Below are 18,497 nucleotides of genomic sequence, written 5' to 3' on the forward strand. Positions count from 1 at the left end.
TTCAGGCGCCAGAGCGCTTGCAGGACGCTCCGCGCGCGACGCACCGGCTCCTGGCGCACGGCTCGCCGGCGAGGACGAAAGGGAAAGCGCGTCGGCGCGCGCCTTCGCGCCGGGCGCATACCTCGCGCGGCGCGGGGCTTGCGCTGGAATTGTGCGAGACCGAGACCGACCCCAGCACATCGCGCCCGTTCGCCGGCCAGGCCGCCCAATGTCGGGGAAATCGGCACGTCCTGCGAGCTCGCGGCATCTATCTGGGTTCGGAGGTGTTATGCGCGCGCGACGCACGGTCGCTTGGTTGCTCAGCGGGGGGCTCCTCACCGCCGGCGCCGGTTGTGGCAGCGACGAACCGGAGACGCTCGGCTCGGCGCGGCTCGCGGCCGCCGCGAGCGCCGACCGCACCGTGCACGCGCCCGATGCGCTCGGCGCCCAGCACCAGGCCGCGATCGCCGCCAACGCGGACGCGAGCATCCTCGTCGCGACCTACACCGATCCGCGCGGCGCCCTCGCAGATCCGATCAGCCTGTCCGGCGTCGCGCGCTCCGCCGACGGCGGCAGATCCTTCGCCGAGGTCCTCGGCCCGAACGGCGTGGGCGCGCTGCCCTCGGCCGCCGGCGGGCGGGTGCTCGGCGCCCCCCGCGTCGTCCACGATCCGACCCGCGACGTGTTCGTCAGCTCCTCCACCTACGTCCGGCCCACCGACGGCCTCCAGGGCCTCTGCATCCATGGCTCGAACCCCGGCAGCACGGCCGGCTCCTCGTGGTCTGCACCGGTCGAGGTGGCTCCCGCGTTCGTCGCGGGGGAGAGCGCCGAGCAGGCCTCCATCGACGTCAACGCGGCGACCGGGCGCCTCTCCGTCACCTGGGTTCAGCGCGGCGGAGCGTCTCCGAGGATCCTCTACAGCCACTCCGACGATCTCGGCCACACCTGGTCGCCCGCGGCCACGATCGCCCAGGCGCCTGCAGGCGGCGATCTCGACGGGCCGAGCGCGCGCATCCTCCCCGGAGCGACCGACCGGGACTCGGTCGTCTACGCCGTCTTTCGCGCCATCGAGCCGGGGACCTCGCTGCGCAACATCGGTTGCCGCCGGTCCATCGACGGAGGCGTCACCTGGGAGCCGCTCACCCACCTCGACGAGGCCAGCTACCCCGCGGAAGACCAGATCCTCGGCGTCGACCAAGGAAGGAGCGCCCCGTCGATCGACGTCGACCAGGCCACGCGGCAGGTCTACGTCGTCTATCAGCGGAGCGGCGCCCGCGGGACAGGGGACATCGCGCTGCGCTCCTTCACGGAGCAGTGCACCGCAGGCCCCGCTGTCCTCCTCAACAGCAATCCAGGGCGCGATCGGGCCCAGTTCTTCCCCTTCGTCGCCGTCGACCGAACGACCGGCACGGCGCACGTCGTCTACTACGACCAGGATGTCGAGAGCTCGGGCGACATGACCGAGATCGTCCACACCGCGTCGAGCGATCAAGGCGCCTCCTTCAGCCCACCTGCGGCGATCTCGGACCACCCCTTTCACGCGGGCCACGGCAACGACGCCTCCCGGCAGAACCTCGGCGACCGCATCGGCGGCGTGGCGCTCGCCGGCGAGCTCTACAGCGTCTTCAGCATGACGGCCACCCCGCCGAGGTTCGACGAGGGGCAGCCGTCGTCGACATCCCTGATCGCGCCCAACGTCCACCTGGACGTCCTCGACGAGCTCGCGCGCGTCCCGCCGCTGCGCGCGGCCGGCACCCGGATCGCGGACACCGCGTGCGGCGCCCTCGCGAACGAGCGCATCGATCCGGGGGAGCTCGTCGACGTCGGCGTCTACCTCGAGAACTACCTCGCCAACCCGATCTCCGGCAGGACGACCGTCTCGCGGATCACCGCCACGCTGTCGACGGAGACGCCCTCCGTGACCATCGTGAGGGCGAGCGCGCTCTACCCCGATATCGAGCCCCTCCGCACCGTCGCGGGCGACGCGCCGTTCGTCCTCAGGACGGCCCGGGACTTCGTTCCGGGAACGCCGATCGACCTGACGCTCACGGTGAGCTCGGCTCAGGGCACGGTCGAGCTGCCGATCCAGCTCGAGACGGGCTCGCCGGGCGCCGCGGAGGTCCTCCTCCGCGAGGATTTCAACGCCGCGAGCGCGCCCGCGCTCCCCTCCGGCTGGCAGTCGGTGCGCGCCGGCGGGTCGGCCTCCGCCTCGCCGTGGACCGTCGCGCAGACGCTGACGCCCGGAAACAACGCGGCATTTCACGACGAGGAGGCGGCGACGTCGCTCGTCGCGCTGGTGTCGCCCGCCGTGACCATCCCGGAGAGCTCCGGGAACTCCTACGTCACGCTCGACTTCGATCTCACCTACGAGCTTGAGGACGATCCGCAAAAGCTCATCCAGGCGTTCGACGGTCTGACGCTGCGCGTGGAGGATCTCACGGCTGGCGCCGCGCCCCGGACGGTCCTCGCGGAGGCGTTCGCCGAGCGGATCACCACCGGCGGGAGCCACCACTTTCCCAAGCACCTTCCGGCCCGCGACGACCCGGACTACCTCGAGGATAACGCGGTATGGTCCGGCAGCTCCAGCGGGAGCAAGCACGTGTCGATCCGCTTCCCTGGCGCGGGGTTACGCGGGCGGACCGTGAGGCTCCGATTCGACTACACGCAGGACGACAGCCGGGTCTGCACGGATATCGGGCGCCCCGGGCCGTGCGGCGTCGCTGTCGACAACATCGCGCTCGCGGCGGTGCCGGTCGTATCCGGGGCCTGCGGGGCGGACCTGGCCATCACCCAGGAGGCCGCGCCGGATCCTGTATCGCCGGGCGCGCAGTTCACCGTGACGATCGACGTCGCCAACGAAGGGCCGGGCGACGCGAGCGACATCGTCGTGACGTCCGCGCTGCCCGCCGGGGCGAGCCTCGTCAGCGCCTCGGGGACCGGCTGGACGTGCGATCCGGCCGGCGAAGAGCTCGTGTGCCGGCGCGCCTCGCTCGCCGCACGGGAGAGCTCGTCGATCGCGGTCACCCTGGTCGCGCCCACGCTCGCGCCACACACGGTCAACGAGGAGATCGAGAGCACGGCGAAGGTGAGCTCCAGCGACTACGATCCGGCGCCGGAGAACAACGAGAGCGATATGCGCATCGACGTCTCCGTGCCAGCGCGCCTGATCTGCTATCTCACCGTCCTCAGCGAGCGCGTCCCCGGCGAGGATGTCGCCTACACGGCGCTCATCAGCAACACGGGTGGGCGCGTGCAGCACGACAACGCAGGGTTCGAGTTCGTTGACGTGATCCCGCCCGAGCTCCTGCTGGAAGGCGCGTTCGCGGACAGCGGCGCGGTCTCGGCCGATCCCACCACCAACACGGTGGGCTGGGACGGCGAGGTCGAGCCGGGGGAGTGGGTGGTGCTCACGATCGAAGCGATCCTCCTTCACCTGACCGATGGACTCGTCGTCACGAACCAGGGCACGCTCTTCTTCGACGCGGACTCGGACGGCGTCAACGAGTCGAGCGCGATGACAGACGAGCCCCTGTTCGCCGGCACGGCCGATCCGACGGTGCTCACGGTGAGGCCCGCCATCTGCGGCGATGGCGAGCTCGGGCTAGGCGAGGAGTGCGACGATGGCAACCTGCACAACGGGGATTGCTGCTCGGATCTCTGCACCGCCGAGCCGCCGACCACGCTCTGCCGCATCGCGACCTCGCTGTGCGATCCCGGGGAGTATTGCGACGGCGCAGGGAGCTGTACCGCGGACGTGAGGCTGCCGGACGGCGCCAGCTGCGATGATTTCGATGTTTGCAATGGCAGCGAGGTCTGCTTCCAGGGACTCTGTCTGAGCGACATCCCGCTCGACTGCGATGACGGGGATCCGACGACCACGGACGAGTGCCATCCCTTCTTCGGCTGCCGGAACCTGCCGAGCAGCGCCACGGTGGGAGGGGTCGGAGGCGGCGGCGACCCGGGCGGCGACCCGGGGGGCGGCGACCCGGGCGGCAGCGGAGCGGGCGGCAGCGGAGCGGGCAGTAACGGCGCAAGCGGCGGTGGCGCGGGTGGTAACGGCGCAGGCGGCGGTGGCGCGGGCGGTAGCGGCGCAGGCGGCGGCGTCGCGGGCGGTAGCGGCGTAGGCGGCGGCGGCGCGGGCGCCGGCGACGCCGGAGGACCGGCCGAGGGCGCTGGAGGCAGGAGTGACGGCGCCAGCGGCGATTGCTCCACCGATGCCGGCGGGGCGGGCGGCGCTGGGGTCGGCGGTGGCCGAGATGCGGCGGGCGGGGGTGGGGAAGGGGGAGGAGGCCAATCCGACGGAGGAGCGCCTCCGGGCCACTGCTGCTGTTTGAGCGTCAGCTGCGCGTATGCGGCCATGGGCGGTGAGACCGGGCACGCGCCAGGAGCGGCCCGCGCGCTCGCGCTGTGCGGCGTCCTCGTGGCGCTCGGCAGCGCGCGCCGCGCTCGCCGCCGTCGCTGCTGACGGCGGCGCCCGCGCGCCCTGCGATCACCTGTAGACGAAGACCCCCTTCAGGTCCTCGGTCTGCGAGATGGGCGTGCCGTCCTTCTTCGAGGTGGTCCTGAACTGGTAGATCATCCCGGGGATCAGCGCGGGACCGTCGTACTCGACAGAGACGGTCTCGCTCCCCGTCACCCTGGGCACCTCCAGGTTCTCCCAGATCTTCGCGCCGAGCGCGTCGAACAACCGCACCTCGTACAGATCTTCGCTGGAGTCGTCCTCGAAGACGAACATCGGTGTCCCGCTCACCTCCTCCAGCGTGCTCGCGCCGGGCGAGACCACGCCGAGCGCGCCCGTCACCTTGAACGACTCCTGGACCATCAGGTCCTGGCCGGAGACCGTGATGCGCACGATCTCGGTCCCGCCAATCGACGTGTCAGGATCGCGCACGAGCGCATCGTCCTCGAACGCGGCGAGGACCACGTAATCGCCATCGGGCACCCCGGCGATAGAGAACTCGCCGGTGACGTCGCCTTGCCGGAGCCCTCGCGGGGTCTCGCCGCGCGCGGTCGCCTCGTCAAATGTATCGGCCACGACGAGGATGACCGAGGTCGCGCTCCCGCCTGGAGCATTCACGATCTCGACCTTGCCGCTCACCACCGCCGTGGCGTCTCCGGTCGCGTGAAGATCCACGCCCGTCGTCTCCTTGCCGGCGCTGACGGTCGCGCTCGCCGTGTCGAGCGCGAGGCCAGCGGCATAACCGTTCACCGTCACGTCGCCCGCAGCCACGTTGTAGATGGTGTAGCTGCCGTCGAGATCGGCCGCGCCGGTGGCGCCGCCCGCGACGAGCAGCGTCCCGCCGGGCTGGTCGGCGTGGACGACCCCGGAGATGGAACCGAGCCCATCGCTGTCCGAGAGCGGCAACAGCGAGATCTCTGTCGCCGCCGACTCGATCGCGAGCGGTTTGCCCGCCGCGGTGGAGAGGTCGATGGGCAGCGCGACCCGCGGCGCCTTCGGGAACGTCTCGTAAGCCTGCGCGTCGGCGCGCAGCGTGATGTTGGCCTCGACCGGAGCGCCGCTCAGATCGCGCCGCGCGGGCACGACGAGCTCATAGGTCCCGTCGGCTCCGGTGACCGCCACCCGGGAGATCACCGCGTCGCTCGGGTCCCGGGCGAGCACGCGCGCGCCAGCGACGGCCTTGTCGTCGAGCGAGTCGTAGACGCGCCCCCTCAGGGTCACCGGCTCGAAGCAAGCGGGCTGGGCGCCCTCCACCTCCTCGCACACCTGCGGCGCGGCGCACCCTGTCTGTTCGGCCACCGAGCAGCTCTGCGGCTGACCCTCGTCGTCGCCGCCGCACCCCATCCCCATCAAGGCGCACAGCAATCCAACAGATATCGAGCGCATCACCATCGACTCGTCTCCTTTCGAACCTGTCTTGTCGCCGCAGGCACAGCTCCTCGGCCCGTGAGCGGCCAGCGCCGCGGCCTGCGATCTCGTCGCCGCTTCAAGCAGGGGCAGTGAATCACGCAGGCGCAGCGCGCGCCGAGCAGGGCGAATACCAAACCCCCGGTTCTTCTATATCTTTCGTGGTTCTATCCCTGTCCTCCAATCCAGGGAGAACCCGGGCCGGCGCTGGGCTAGTTCAGGATGACCTGGCAGCAGCCGGTGATACAGTAGTAGCCTGCCGCACAAGGCTCCTGGCCGGCGAGCCCGCACGGCTGGACCCCCGTCACGCACTGGCCTTGGGGCTCGCCGGTGGGCCCGCCACCGCTGCCGGTCGCGTCTCCGCCGCCGCCTGTCGCGGCTCCGCCGCCTCCACCGCCGACGCCCGCTCCGCTGGTGCCGTTCTCGAAGCAGTCGTCTGGCAGCGTGTCCTTGCCAAGGCACAGCTCGCAGTGGCCGCACTCGTTCAGGCAAGCATCCACGGGCGTGCAGGGCTCGCAGCGGGTCGGGTCGGACTCGTGGCCGCGCGAGCAGGAGCCTTCACCGGTGCCATCGGCGTCGGAGCCGAGCCAGACGTACTTGCCGCCGCCCGCCGGCAGCTCGCAGCAGCCGAAGCAGTCGCAGCCGTTCGGCGTGAGAGGACCGCAGATCGTATGGCAGGTATCGGACTGCTCGTCGTTGAGATCGCTGCAGCTCTTGCCCGCTGCGCCCGGCGTCGAGGCCCGGCTGTCATAGGCGCACATCGTCCCGTTGATCGACTCGGGGTGAAACCCGGGTGCGACCTCGTGCTCATCGCACTTGTGGTTCCAGTGGCAATCGTCGTTGCCGGAGCCGGAGTCCTGGTCGAAATAACAGTCGACGGTGCACGCCGGCCCCGCCTGGCCGGGGATCCCGCCGTAGTAGCTGCCTTCGGTGTTGTCGCACGGGCCGAGGCAGTCCGGATCCTGCGCGTCGAGGAGCCCGTCGCCGTCGTTGTCGATGAGATCCCCGCACTCGTACGTCTTGCCCTGACACTCGACGATGCTCGTCGGGGTCGCCATGCCTCCGCCCGCAGCGCCGGTGCCGGCCCCGCCGCCGCTCGCGCTGCCGCCGCCGCTCGCGCTGCCGCCGCCGCTCGCGCTGCCGCCGCCGCTCGCGCTGCCGCCGCTCGCGCTGCCGCCGCCGCTCGCGCTGCCGCCTCCTCCCGCGCCGCCGGACGGGGCGGCGCCGTCAACGGTGCTGTCGCTGCAGCCGGCGCTGAGGGTGAGTCCAAACAGGGCGGTCGCCAACGAGAGCGAGAGAGAGAGAGCTAGGCGCATGGTGTCTCCAGAGGTGGCTCAGGCGCTCCCGTCCGCAGCGCGAGCTGCGGAGCGGGACTACCGGCGCGTTCATCCGGAGTAGTTCCGCCGCGGTCAGGTCACGGCTCAGAAAAATGACCGATCGCGAAAAAAACGCGGAGCCATCGTGAAGCCGGCGTGCGGTCGTGGGGTGATAACCCACGTTGTGCTCGCAGTTTCCGCTTCTCTTTCAGGTAGCCACCGAGCGGGCACGCTCGGCGTTCACATGGGGCCGCGTGGCCGCTGCGCCCCGGGACCGCGCGCAGCGGCGGTCACGCTGCGTGATCGCGCCGCCGGCGGGCGCCCAGGCCCAGCGCGCCGGCGAGGAGCGCCACGAGGCCGACGAGCGTACCGCCGCGCTCGCCTCGCTGCATCGCGCAGACCAGCCCGGACGAGACCTCCGGCTCCGTGGACCCGCCGCCGCTGCTACCCGCACCACCGCTGTCGTCGCAGGCGTCGCCGACCCCGTCGGCGTCGCCATCCCCCTGATCCGCGTTGGCCGTGAGCGGGCAGTTGTCGTCGCCGTCCGGGACGCCGTCGTTGTCGTCGTCCGCGTCATCGACGTCGCAGGCGTCGCCTTGATAGTCCTCGTCGTTGTCGGCCTGATCCGCGTTGGGCACGGAGGTGCAGTTGTCCTGCTCGTCCGGGACGCCGTCGTTGTCGTCGTCTTCCTCGCAGGCGTCGCCCTGACCGTCGCCGTCGCTGTCGGCCTGATCGGGGTTGTACTCCTCGTCGCAGTTGTCCGCCGCGTCGCTCAGGCCGTCTCCGTCCACGTCCTCGCAAGCGTTGCCCACGCCGTTGTCGTCGGCGTCCGTCTGATCGGGGTTCGGCACGTGCGGGCAGTTGTCCGTCTCGTCCGGTATGCCGTCCCGGTCGCCGTCGACGTCGGCCCCGAGGTCGCAGGCGTCGCCGCGGCCGTCGCCGTCGCCGTCGGTTTGATCCTGGTTGGGCACGTGCGGGCAGTTGTCCTCCGTGTCCACGACGCCGTCGTTGTCGTCGTCGTCCTCGCAGGCATCGCCGGTGCCGTCGCCGTCCGTATCCTCCTGGAACAGGTTGGACACGACAGCGCAGTTGTCCTCCACGTCGACCACGCCGTCGTCGTCGCTGTCGGGATCGCAGGCGTCGCCGAGGCTGTCCCCGTCCGCGTTCTCCTGGCCGGGGTTCTGATCCGCAGGGCAGTTGTCCTCTGCGTTGCGCAGCCCATCGCCGTCGGCGTCGATGTCGGGCTCGCAGAAGTCGCCGATGCCGTTGCCGTCGCTGTCTTCCTGGTTCGGATTGCGCGTGGCAGGGCAGTTGTCGCAGAGATCGCCGATCTTGTCGTCGTCTCTGTCCTGCTGGAGCGAGTTCGGGACGTCGCGGCAGTTGTCGACGTCGTTGTCGATGCCGTCGCCGTCGTCGTCACCGGCCTCACAGACGTCGCCGGTGCCGTCTCCATCGGAGTCCGCCTGATCGTCGTTCGCCGTGAAAGGACAGTTGTCGTCGGCATCCAGGACACCGTCGTTGTCGTCATCGTCGTCGCAGGCGTCGCCGGTGCCGTCCGCCTCCGCATCCGACTGGTCCGGGTTCATCGCGACAGGGCAGTTGTCGCAAGCGTCGCCGACGCCGTCGGAGTCCGAATCCCGTTGATTCGGATTGGCGACGGACGAGCAGTCGTCGCACGCATCGCCGACCGCATCGCCGTCGGCATCCGCCTGGTCCGGATTCTGGGTCTGCACGCAGTTGTCCTGGGAATCCACGACCCCATCCAGATCGGTATCGGGGTCCTCCGCCCACCCCGTGGCCGGCAGGATCAGCCCGAACAGGCCCGCCAAGAGCCCCACCGACAACCGTCGCCCGCGCGACCGCACGCCCCTCGTCCCCGCACGTTTCATCGCGCCTCCATCCTTCATGGCCTTCATGGCGACAGCTTGGTCACGAACACGTCCGTGCCCTCGCCTCCCTCGATCCGCTTCTCGCCGAACGTCACCTTCCCGGTGAACGCGCCGGTCACGTAGACCTGCCTGTCGCTGTCGATGGCCACGCTCGTCGCCCGGTCCGCGCCAGCGCCGCCGAAGCGGTGGCTCCACTGGTAGCCGCCGTCCGGATCGAGCTTGGCCACGAACACGTCGTCGTCTCCCGCGCTCGTCACCGAGCCGTCCGCCAGCGTCGTGTCTCCGCGGAACCCCCCCGCCACGACCACGTACCCCGCGCCGTCGACGAGGAGCTGACCCAGCGACGCGCCGTCCTCGCCGATCACCCGGCTATAGATGTGCTCGCCCTTCGAATCGAGCTTGGCCACGAACACCGCCGGGTGCTCTCCGGCCGTCCGAGGGCCCCCGCCGAGATCGATCGTCGCGCCGAACTCCCCGCCCACGATCACGTTGCCCGCCCCGTCCACCGCGACCGCCTTGGCCCGCTGCGGCCCCGCGTCGCCGAAGCGCTTGCTCCAGCGGTGCTTGCCGAGCGCGTCGAAGCTCGCCACGAACACGTCGAAATCCCCGGCGCTCTCCAGCGGATCGCCCCCGAGATCGAGCGTGCCGGCGAAATCTCCCACCACGATCGCGTTGCCGCGCTCGTCCATCGCCACGGCGCGGGCCTGCTGATCGAAGCCGTCGCCGAACCGCTCGCTCCAGAGCGGCGCGCCGTCGGCGTCGAAGCTGGCCAGGAACACGTCGCTGCCCCCGGCGCTCTCGAGCCGGTCCTCGCCGACGTGCAGCGCGCCCGAGAAGCGCCCGGCCACGACGAGGCGCCCCGTCGCCGTCGTCGCCACGCTCGTCGCCGCCTGGAAGCCGATGCCCCCGAGCGGCTGCAGCCACAGCTCCTGCCCCTCCGCGTCGAGCCTCGCGACGTAGCCGTCTCGCCCGCCGGCGCTCGTGCGCGGCTCGCCGCCGAACTCCAGCGTGCCGGAGAACTCCCCCGCGACCAGCAGGCCCTCGTTCCCGTCCGGCACGAGCGAGTTCACCGTCTGCGGATCGAACGCACCGAAGCGCTTCAGCCCGAGCCCCGACCCGTCGCTCGCCGAGAGCCGCGCCCAGAAGACGTTCTCCTCGCCGATCGGGGTCACGCTCTCGTCGTCGAGGGCCACGTCCTCCGCCTTCGTGAGCCTGCCGAGGAGCGCCGCGGTGCGGTCGTCGGCGACGGCCACGTTCGCCCCCGCACGCTCTCCGTCGCCCCCGAGCGCGCGCGCCCACTGCACCTCGCCGCCCGACTGCGGCGCGCCGCCGCCCTCGCCGCCGGCCCCCGCGGGGGTCGACAGGCTGAGCTCGGGAGCGCAGCCGAGCGCCGCAGCGCCGAGCGCCGCAGCGCCGACCATCACGACGCCGAGCGCCGCGCCGGCTGTCGTTGCCGGGTAGAACCACCGCACCCTCATCAGAACACCCCCTGCCACACCACGCCCTGCGCCGTGGGCGTCGCGATCGGAACGAGCGACGACGCCCGCTCGCCGCCCGCCCTGGGCCGCAGGAAGATGCCGCCCAGCGCCGCGCCCACGCCGGCGATGCCGACCGCGCCGAGGGTCACCGAGAGCCCCAGGCTGCGGTTCCACCGCGCTCGGAGCGCCTCCATGCTCTCGAAATCGTGGACGGTCCGGTCGCATACGGACCCGGGGCACTCCTCCTCGACCCGAGCCCGCGCGGCCATGTGGTCGACAGCGAACACCGCGCTGCCCGCGAGCGCCGCGAGCCCCACGCCGCCCGCCGTCCATGCCCACAGCGGTACCGGCGCGCGGGGCTCCGCCGGCGCATCCGCGGGCGGCAGCTGCCCGCCGCCCACGTTTGCACCCATGCTCCCACCTGCGGCCGCGCCTGCCTTCGGCTCGGTCGAGGGCCCTGGCACGAGGCGGATGCGGACCTCCACCGGCGCGCGCTCCGCCTGCTTCAGCGTGACCTCGCGCCGCCCCGTCTGGAAGCCCGGCGCCGTCACCACCACCTCGTGGCGACCGGGGTTGAGCTTGCGCGGGTAGGGGAGCGCCGCGCGGGGGATCGGCTGGCCGTCCACGCGCGCCTCGATCTGGTCCAGCGGCGCGCCCTCGACCCGCAGCTGGAGCGACGGGATGCGCGCCTCGAGCTGCTCGACCATCGTCGCGGCGGCCGCCCGCGCCTGCGTGAACACCGGCGGCTCGTCGCTCCCGAGGGGCAGGTGGACGACCTCGTACGCCGTCTCCCGGGCCTCGATCAGGCGACCGAGCGCCTCGTCGGCGCGCGCGAGATCGAGCCCCGTCGTGGGGGCGCGCACGAGCGCATGGGCCGCCTGGAAATCCTCGCGGGCGCCGGCGACGTCCCCCGCGTCGCGCTTCTTGCGCCCCTCGATGAGGAGCGTCCGCGCGGTCTGACGATCCGCCGCCGAGGGCTCGGCCCGCGCCGGAAGCGCCCCGGCGACCGAAAGGACAGCCAGGGCTATGCCTGCGGCGCGGGAGGCACGGGGGCGCAACAATTTCATCTCATCACCAAGCCGCCCGGGACTGTCCCGGACTACTCGATCATGATCGCACGCCGCTCGCGCGGGGGTCAACTACGCCAGCGCGCGCGCATCGTGCTCATGGGCCCATGGCGCGCGCATCGCGTATGGCGTCGATCACGTCCATCACGTCGATCACGTCCATCCACATCCATTGCGCTCACCGGTTGTTGGCGTTCGCGACTCGCTCCGTTCACGTGGCCGGGCGACTCTGCGGCAGCGGCACGGCGGGCGTCGGGCCGGCGACCCCCTCCCGCTCCTTCGGCGGCGAGATGGATCCTCCTGCGCTGAGCGGCGCCTCGCTCGGCGCGATCGGCGCGAGATCGGCCGTCGCCGGGCCTCGGAGGACGCGGCCCACGGCGTCGAAGCGGGCGCCGTGACAGCGGCAGTCCCAGCTGCGCTCCGCGGAGTTCCACGAGACCACGCCGCCGAGGTGCGTACACATCGCCGACATCTCGTGGAGCTGCCCTTGCGGATCCCGGTAGACGGCGAGCTTCTTCAGGCCCCTGCGCACGACAGCGCCGGCGCCGGGCGCGATCTGCGCCACGTCATCGACATCGCCCTTGCCGAACCATGAGGCGTACTGGCACGCGACATTGAGGTTCTCCTTCGCGTACTCGGAGACGGCGGCCAGGCGCAGGTTGACGCGGGTGGGATCGAAGAGCGACGCCATCCGGCTCTCGCGGCCCTGCACGAGGTCGGAGATCACGAGGCCTGCGATCGTCCCGTGCGTCATGCCGTTGCCACAGTCGCCCGTGGCGATCAGGATCCTCGATCCCTTCTTGACGCGACCGATGTACGCGAGGCCGTCGACCGTCTCCATCACCTCGCCGGACCAGCGGTGCAGCACCTCGCCGGCCTGCGTGAAGCGCTCTCTCGCCCACGCCTCGAGCCGCGCGTGGCGCTGGTCCGCGTCGCTGGCCTGTCCGGTCTTGTGGTCCTCTCCTCCCACGAGGAGCACCTCGTCCGGGCCGTCCGCGCCGTTGATGTTGGCGAGGCGGACGTAATGGAACGGTTCGGCCGTGTCCCAGTAGAGCCCCGGCGGGACGGCGCCCCGGGGGATGCGCAGGCCGACGACGTAGGTCCGGTAACCGGCTTGCTTCAGGTGCACGGCGATGCGCGGAATGAAGGGGGAGTTCGTGGCGAGCACGGCCTCGCCGGCGATCACCCGGTGCCCGCGGGCCGTCCTGACGACGACCTCGTGAGGCACGGCGCCCTCGTCGACGTCGACCACGTGCGCGAGCGTGTAGAGCTTGCCGCCGTCGCGCTCGATCGCCCGCGCGAGCCCCGCGAGGTACCTGCGGATATGAAACTGCGCTTGATCGGGGAAGCGGACCGCGGGCCCCGTATCGAAATCGAGCAGCGGCGCGCGGTCGACGTAATGAGTGGAGCCGAGCCCGGCGCGCTGCGCGGCCTCGAGCTCGTCCCGGAGGGTGGCCGGGGGTGACCCCGGGGCCGCGAAGAGATAGCCGTGGACGCGCCGGAACTCACAGTCGATCTTCTCTTCCGCGACGATCCGCTCGATCGTCTCGATGGCCGTCGTGTGGCTCCTTGCGGCGAGGCGCAGGCGGCTCCTGCTATGGAGCTTCGTGAGCGAGGCCCAGCGCCGATCGAGCGCGTGCGTGATGTGCGCGGTGGTGAGCCCCGATTCGCCCCCGCCGACGGCGCCGTTGTCGAGGACGACGACGCTCTTGCCGGCCTTCGCGAGGAGATATGCCGTCGTCAGCCCGGCGATCCCCGCGCCGACGACGCACACGTCCGCCTCGTGGTCGGTCGCGAGGGGGGTCATCGGAGGGATGACGGCGTGGGTCCAGGCGGTGTTCTTATCGTAGGCTCGCTCTGTCATAGGCGCTCCGCGTCTGGAAGCCGAGGGCTTTCACCTGGCGCTTCGTCTCGGTGATCGGTCGTGTGGTCCGCTGCCCGGGAGGCGTGATGATCTGCGGCACCGGACGCCGCGGACATGGCCTCCATGGCCGCCGCGCCGCCGGCGCGCGCGGGGGGACGCGCGCCGGCGGCGCTCTTCGTTCGCGCGCGAACGCGCGCTCGGGTGAGCTCGTCAGGCCCCTGTCACTACGCCGACCTCCCGCGCGCCGCCGACGCTTGCCCGCGCGGCGCTTGTCGCCGGTGCACGCGACGCGCGCGAGCGCAAAGAGAGTCGTGGCGCTCCGGAGCCAAGCCACCCACATCGCTCGCAGGACAATGCAGATCGCGTACCGCGCCCACCGCCGCTCGGCGCGGCACGTATGTCGGAGGTGCCGCGGGGTTCACGGTGAGGCATTCTGCCACGATGAGGCAAACGTGCGGCGCGCAGCGTGCGTCCGAGCCCATCGCGGCCAGCGTGCGAGAGAACTGTTGGTCCGCGGGGGCGCCGTCCCGGCGAGGCGCGCCGTCCAGGCGGGACGCGTCGTTCCGGCGGATCCACGGGGAGCCGATCGTTGCCACGAATCCGTCGCGACAGCTGCTTGATTCGATCCGCGCGCACGCGTACTTGACGTCCACGACACAGCAGATTGAGGACGTTCGACAGCCCACAGCGAGGGGGGGCCGGACCAGCCTTGGCTCCACCGAGCGCCCGTGGCGCGGGCTCTTCGTCGGGATATGGAGGATTGATGAAAGCGCACTTCGTGACGAAAGTGGCTCGGATTGCTCTTCTGACGAGCATGGGACTTCCCCTGGGCTGCGACGGCTGCGACTCGGAGCCCGAGGACGGCTCCACCTCGTCGGCGAGCGGCGTCGGGGGCGCCGGCGGGCAAGGCGGCGAAGGCGGCGCCGCCGGGCAGGGCGGGGCCGGAGCCGGCGGCGGGCAAGGCGGTGAAGGCGGCGCCGGCGGCAGCGGTGGAGTCGGAGGCGCCGGCGGGCAAGGTGGCGAAGCGGGCGCCGGCGCATCAGGTGGAGTGGGGGGCGCGGGAAGCGGCGGCGGCGGCGCGGGCGGCGGTGGTGGCGGCGAGCCTCCGGCGTTCCTCGGAGATGCCCTGTGGGGGCGCGGCGCCGGCGAGGCCAAGAACGAGCGAATCGAGGCCATCGCGGCGGATCCGCACGAGAACGTCGTCCTGGTCGGCGGCTTCGAGACGGCGATCAACTTCGGCGGTGAGGCGGACGCCCTCGTGAGCGAGGGTGATCTCGACCTCTTCGTCGTGAAGCTCGACGCAGCGGGGGGCCACGTCTGGAGCAGGCGCTTCGGCGACAAGTCCGAGCAGGTTGCGTTCGCGGTGGCCACGGATTCGATCGGCAACGTCGTCGTCGCCGGGGAGTTCGAGGGAACCCTCAACTTCGGCGCGGACCCGAGCACGGCGCTCGTGAGCGCCGGTGGGAAGGACCTCTTCGTCGCCAAGCTCGACGCCGACGGCAACCACGTCTTCAGCAAGCGCTTTGGCGGCGAGCTCGACCAGGGCGCCACGGCCGTGGCCGTCACCGAGGCGGGCGAGATCGTCGTCCTCGGCATGGTCGACGGCAGCATCAATTTCAGCGAGGATCCCGGGACCGCGCTCGAGGGGAGCGGCGGTCCCAACGTCGTCGTCGCGAAGCTCGACGCCAGCGGCGGCCACCTCTGGAGCCGGCGATTCGGGTCCGCGGAGAGCTGGCAGCGCTTCCGCAGCGTCGCGGTCGGCGAGTCGGCCCTTTACGCGGCCGGCGCGTTCGGCGGAAAGCTCGAGATCGACGGCCACGTCGTGGAGAGCGCCGTCGACGGCTCGCGCGACGGCGAGCCGATCTACGGCATCGATGGGCTCGTCCTGCGGTTCGATCTCGCATCGGGCGGCCTCGCCTGGGCTCGGTCGCTCGGCGCCGCCGGCGAGCAGTTCGCCAAGTTCGTCAGCCTCGGGCTCGACGGCCATCCGGTCGTCCTCGGCAACTACAGCGCTCCGTTCCGCGTCGGGTCCACGGACATCGAGCAGGCCGCGGTCGGGGAGTACGACCTCTACCTGGCCCGGCTCGACGCAGCGACGGGTGCGCCGCTCGCCGCCCGCGGGCTTCCCTCCGCGGGCGACGAGTTCGTCTGGGGCTTCTCGCAGGATCCCTGGGGCAACCACGTGCTGAGCGGTTACTTCACGGAGGCGCTCGAGCTCGGCGGGGCCCCGGTCGAGATCGAGCCGCCCGAGTCGGGCGATGCGTTCGTCGCGAAGCTCAGCCAGGACTTCTCCGAGGAGCTCTGGTCCGACGTCTACCGCGATGGGGTCTTCTGCTTCGCCACGGCCCAGGCCGTCACCGGCAGCGGGAACACCGTCGCCGCTGGCCTCTTCCACGGCGAGCGGATCGAGCTCGGCGGAGGCCTCCCCGCCATCGAGCACAGCGCGCCTGCGGGCGACCGAAGCAACGCCGACGTCTTCCTCGTCACCCTGTCGCCGTGACGGCAGATCGGGCGCGCAGGCATCCCTGCGCGCCCGATCACCGACGCCGGCGAGCCGCAGCGCCGCTCAGTTGGCTTCGTGGCGCTGCTGGTCGGCGCGCTGCGCGGTGCTGCCGCCCTGCTCGCCCTCGCGCTCGCTCTCACCCTCACCCGGCGCGCCGCCCTGTCCGTCGCCGCGCGACTCGCCGCCCTTGCGGCCGATCTGCGCCATGTGGCCGCGGTTCTGGCTCACGGCCGCGCCGCCCTTGCGGCCGATCGCGGCCATGTGCTCGCGATTCTGGCTCACACTCGCGCCGCCCTTGCGGCCGGCCGCGCGGGCCTCCTCGGAGCTGAACTCGTGGGCCGTGCCCTTCTCGTGCGCGGCCTTGCCGCCCATGCTCGCGATCGCGCGTTGCTGCTTCTGGTCCATCGCGGCGAACCCACGACTGCTGCTCTGACCGTGTTGCTGTGACATGAGTCGTCTCCTTGGTGTCTGGGCGCATCGCTTCAGCACCCGCACGGGCGACCCAGGCGTCGTGCCCTGTGGGATCGTCGCTGAACGATGTCGGCTCCTCCGGGGGATTGCAACGTGAGTGCCATGAAGAGGGATCCATGGACACTCGACGTCACCGGCGCGGATCCAAGGGGCATCCGTGGATTCTCGCGAGAGCTCGGGAGCGTCCAGGGTGCGCTCCAGCCGGGTGAGGCTACGGCGACGCTTCGCGCGCACCCGGGGGAGGACGCGGTTTCTGCGCCGACGCGCGCACCGCCGATTGCATCGCGTTGCGTCCAGCGTCGCTCAGCCCGGCCGAGACCGGCGTTCCAGCGGACGGCCCGCCGCGCGGCAGACTGCCCCACCGGTCGTGAGCGGGCGGGCCATCGCGCCTCGTCCTCGGCGCGCGGTCGAGATCCAAGCGCCCTCTCGTGTGGACGACTCGGGCGCTCGCGACGTCGCCGACGTCACGGCCGCCGGGCCGCCGCGAGGATCGAGCTCCGGTGCCCAGAGTGCTTGACGGCGCGCGTTCTCGAACACCATCGCCGACCCCGGCGTCGTGGGCGCAGCCGTCGCGCAGAGCCAGGGGCTCGCCGCCGCGCAGATTCTGCGCGGCGGCGAGCCCGGCAGCGCAACCTGGGACGCGACGGCAGCGTCGTGGCGACGCGTAGACCCTGCGCCGCTGCGTCGCCGCGTTCGCACGCGAGCGGCTCGCCGAGGCGGCGGTGGGCTGTCGCCTGGGCGCCGCGCCGGGGGCGCGGCGGCTCCTGCCGCCGTCGAGCGGCGCGAGGCGGCCCGTCAAAAACTCGACATCCGCGTGGCCCCCGAGTTGCTCAGCCTGTTGCCTCCCGGTCGCTGGAGCGTCACCGATGTCACGGTGACGCCACGCGCGAACACGTGATACAGAGCGGCCCGGCGTCAGTAGCCCATGCGCACCATGCCATCCCTGGAACGTCCCCGAATGCAAGAGAGGCTCACAACGGACTGTGACGAGGTCGCCGGCTCCGGCGGGCTGGTCGACGTCGAGCCCGAAGGCGCGCTGTTGAAGGACGCTCTGCGCGGCCTGGTCGGCGTGTTCGCTCTCCACGACGTGATCCTCATCGGCTATCTCGCCTTGACGACGGTCTTCCTGCTCGGGGCGCCGCCGACGGAGCTGCGAGCGCAGTCCATGAACCGCAATCTGGCGGGCATCGCCGCCCTGGTGTCCGTCTGTGTGCTCGTTCGTCGCGCCACGTTCCTGGCGCCCTCGCTGAGGAGCGTCCTTTACCGACTCTCGCTCGTCGGCGCCTTCCTCCTCAACTACCTGTCGCTCCGGACCCTCCTGCCGGCGGTCCGGAGCGACAGCGTCGACGCGGAGCTCCTCCACCTCGACCTCCTCGTCTTCCGCGTCGAGCCAGCGCTCTGGATGGAGCGCTTCAACACGCGCCCGATCGTGGAGTGGTTCTCCTTCTTCTATTTCAGCTACTTCTTGATCTGTTTCCTCTCGATGGTGCTGGCGGTCTGGGTCGCCCGCCCCGGCCGGGGGACGACGGAGTACGCGGTCGGCTCCACGATCGTCTACTGTGTTGGCCAGCTCGGCTACATGGCCGTCCCTGCGTACGGCCCCATCCAGGCGCTGAAGCACCTCTATCAGGGGCCGCTCGACGGCGGCTTCTTCTGGGGCTGCGTGAGCAGCGTCGTGCAGGCCGGCGGCGCGATGAAGGACGTCTTTCCCTCCTTGCACACGGCCGCGCCGCTCTGGTTCGCTCTCTACACGTTCCACCGCGCCCGCACCGACCGGCGCCTCTTCTGGCTGGCCGTGGTGGCCGCGTTCTTCTCCATGAACATCATCGTCTCCACCATGCTCCTCCGCTGGCACTATGCGGTCGACGTGGTCGCCGGCGCCGTCCTGGCGGTGGGCACGGCGTGGCTCACGCCGCGGCTCGTCCGCTGGGAGGAGGGCCTCCGCGCCCGCATGGGTCAGCCGCAGCCGTGGAGCTTCCGGTAAGCGCGCCTCTCCGGCGCCGGCGCGCTCTAGCCCCGTGACGCCCGCCGCGGGGCTGTAGTCGTCCAACGCGACCTTCTGGC

General features: G+C 71.6%; 11 protein-coding genes. 4 read left to right on the forward strand and 7 right to left on the reverse strand.

The features are described from left to right. The first annotated feature begins 268 nt into the window (after positions 1-268). Positions 269-4,444, forward strand: a complete 4,176-nt coding sequence (locus tag WMF29_RS14220) for a hypothetical protein (protein ID WP_437329337.1) — start codon at positions 269-271, stop codon at positions 4,442-4,444. A 24-nt stretch (positions 4,445-4,468) separates the two neighbouring features. On the opposite strand, the gene WMF29_RS14225 is transcribed toward WMF29_RS14220, so the two are convergent. The 6 genes from WMF29_RS14225 to WMF29_RS14250 all read right to left on the reverse strand — a co-directional run bounded on the left by WMF29_RS14225 (position 4,469) and on the right by WMF29_RS14250 (position 13,459). After that, the gene (locus WMF29_RS14225) at positions 4,469-5,824 is read right to left on the reverse strand and encodes a hypothetical protein (RefSeq protein ID WP_437329338.1); all 1,356 of its coding nucleotides are present in this window, start codon (positions 5,822-5,824) and stop codon (positions 4,469-4,471) included. Between the two features lie 233 nt (positions 5,825-6,057). Further along, positions 6,058-7,161 carry a hypothetical protein gene (locus WMF29_RS14230; protein ID WP_437329339.1) on the reverse strand — a complete coding sequence of 368 codons (1,104 nt, stop codon included), beginning with the start codon at positions 7,159-7,161 and terminating at the stop codon, positions 6,058-6,060. A 290-nt stretch (positions 7,162-7,451) separates the two neighbouring features. Further along, positions 7,452-9,050 carry a thrombospondin type 3 repeat-containing protein gene (locus tag WMF29_RS14235; protein ID WP_437329340.1) on the reverse strand — a complete coding sequence of 533 codons (1,599 nt, stop codon included), beginning with the start codon at positions 9,048-9,050 and terminating at the stop codon, positions 7,452-7,454. 23 nt (positions 9,051-9,073) lie between these two features. Beyond that, the gene (locus WMF29_RS14240; RefSeq protein WP_272103595.1) at positions 9,074-10,528 is read right to left on the reverse strand and encodes an SBBP repeat-containing protein; all 1,455 of its coding nucleotides are present in this window, start codon (positions 10,526-10,528) and stop codon (positions 9,074-9,076) included. Beyond that, positions 10,528-11,595 (reverse strand): hypothetical protein, encoded by a 1,068-nt coding sequence (locus WMF29_RS14245; RefSeq protein ID WP_437329341.1) that lies wholly within the window; start codon positions 11,593-11,595, stop codon positions 10,528-10,530. The genes WMF29_RS14240 and WMF29_RS14245 overlap by 1 nt, the downstream gene beginning before the upstream one ends. Before the next feature lie 211 nt (positions 11,596-11,806). Then, positions 11,807-13,459 carry an FAD-dependent oxidoreductase gene (locus WMF29_RS14250; RefSeq protein ID WP_437329342.1) on the reverse strand — a complete coding sequence of 551 codons (1,653 nt, stop codon included), beginning with the start codon at positions 13,457-13,459 and terminating at the stop codon, positions 11,807-11,809. A gap of 814 nt (positions 13,460-14,273) precedes the next feature. Here WMF29_RS14250 and WMF29_RS14255 point away from each other — a divergent pair. Next, the gene (locus WMF29_RS14255) at positions 14,274-15,959 is read left to right on the forward strand and encodes a PE-PGRS family protein (protein ID WP_437329343.1); all 1,686 of its coding nucleotides are present in this window, start codon (positions 14,274-14,276) and stop codon (positions 15,957-15,959) included. 66 nt (positions 15,960-16,025) lie between these two features. On the opposite strand, the gene WMF29_RS14260 is transcribed toward WMF29_RS14255, so the two are convergent. Beyond that, a complete protein-coding gene (locus WMF29_RS14260) occupies positions 16,026-16,412 on the reverse strand; it encodes a KGG domain-containing protein (protein ID WP_437329344.1) in 387 nt (128 codons plus the stop codon). Positions 16,413-16,989: 577 nt separating this feature from the next. Between WMF29_RS14260 and WMF29_RS14265 the strand changes: the two genes are divergently transcribed. Continuing rightward, a complete protein-coding gene (locus WMF29_RS14265; RefSeq protein WP_437329345.1) occupies positions 16,990-17,331 on the forward strand; it encodes a hypothetical protein in 342 nt (113 codons plus the stop codon). 60 nt (positions 17,332-17,391) lie between these two features. Further along, positions 17,392-18,417, forward strand: coding sequence for a phosphatase PAP2 family protein (locus WMF29_RS14270; RefSeq protein ID WP_437329346.1), 1,026 nt, complete (start codon positions 17,392-17,394; stop codon positions 18,415-18,417). Positions 18,418-18,497: the final 80 nt, after the last annotated feature.

Origin of the sequence: Sorangium sp. So ce381, assembly GCF_051473845.1 — a bacterium.
GTDB lineage: Bacteria > Myxococcota_A > Polyangia > Polyangiales > Polyangiaceae > Sorangium > Sorangium atrum.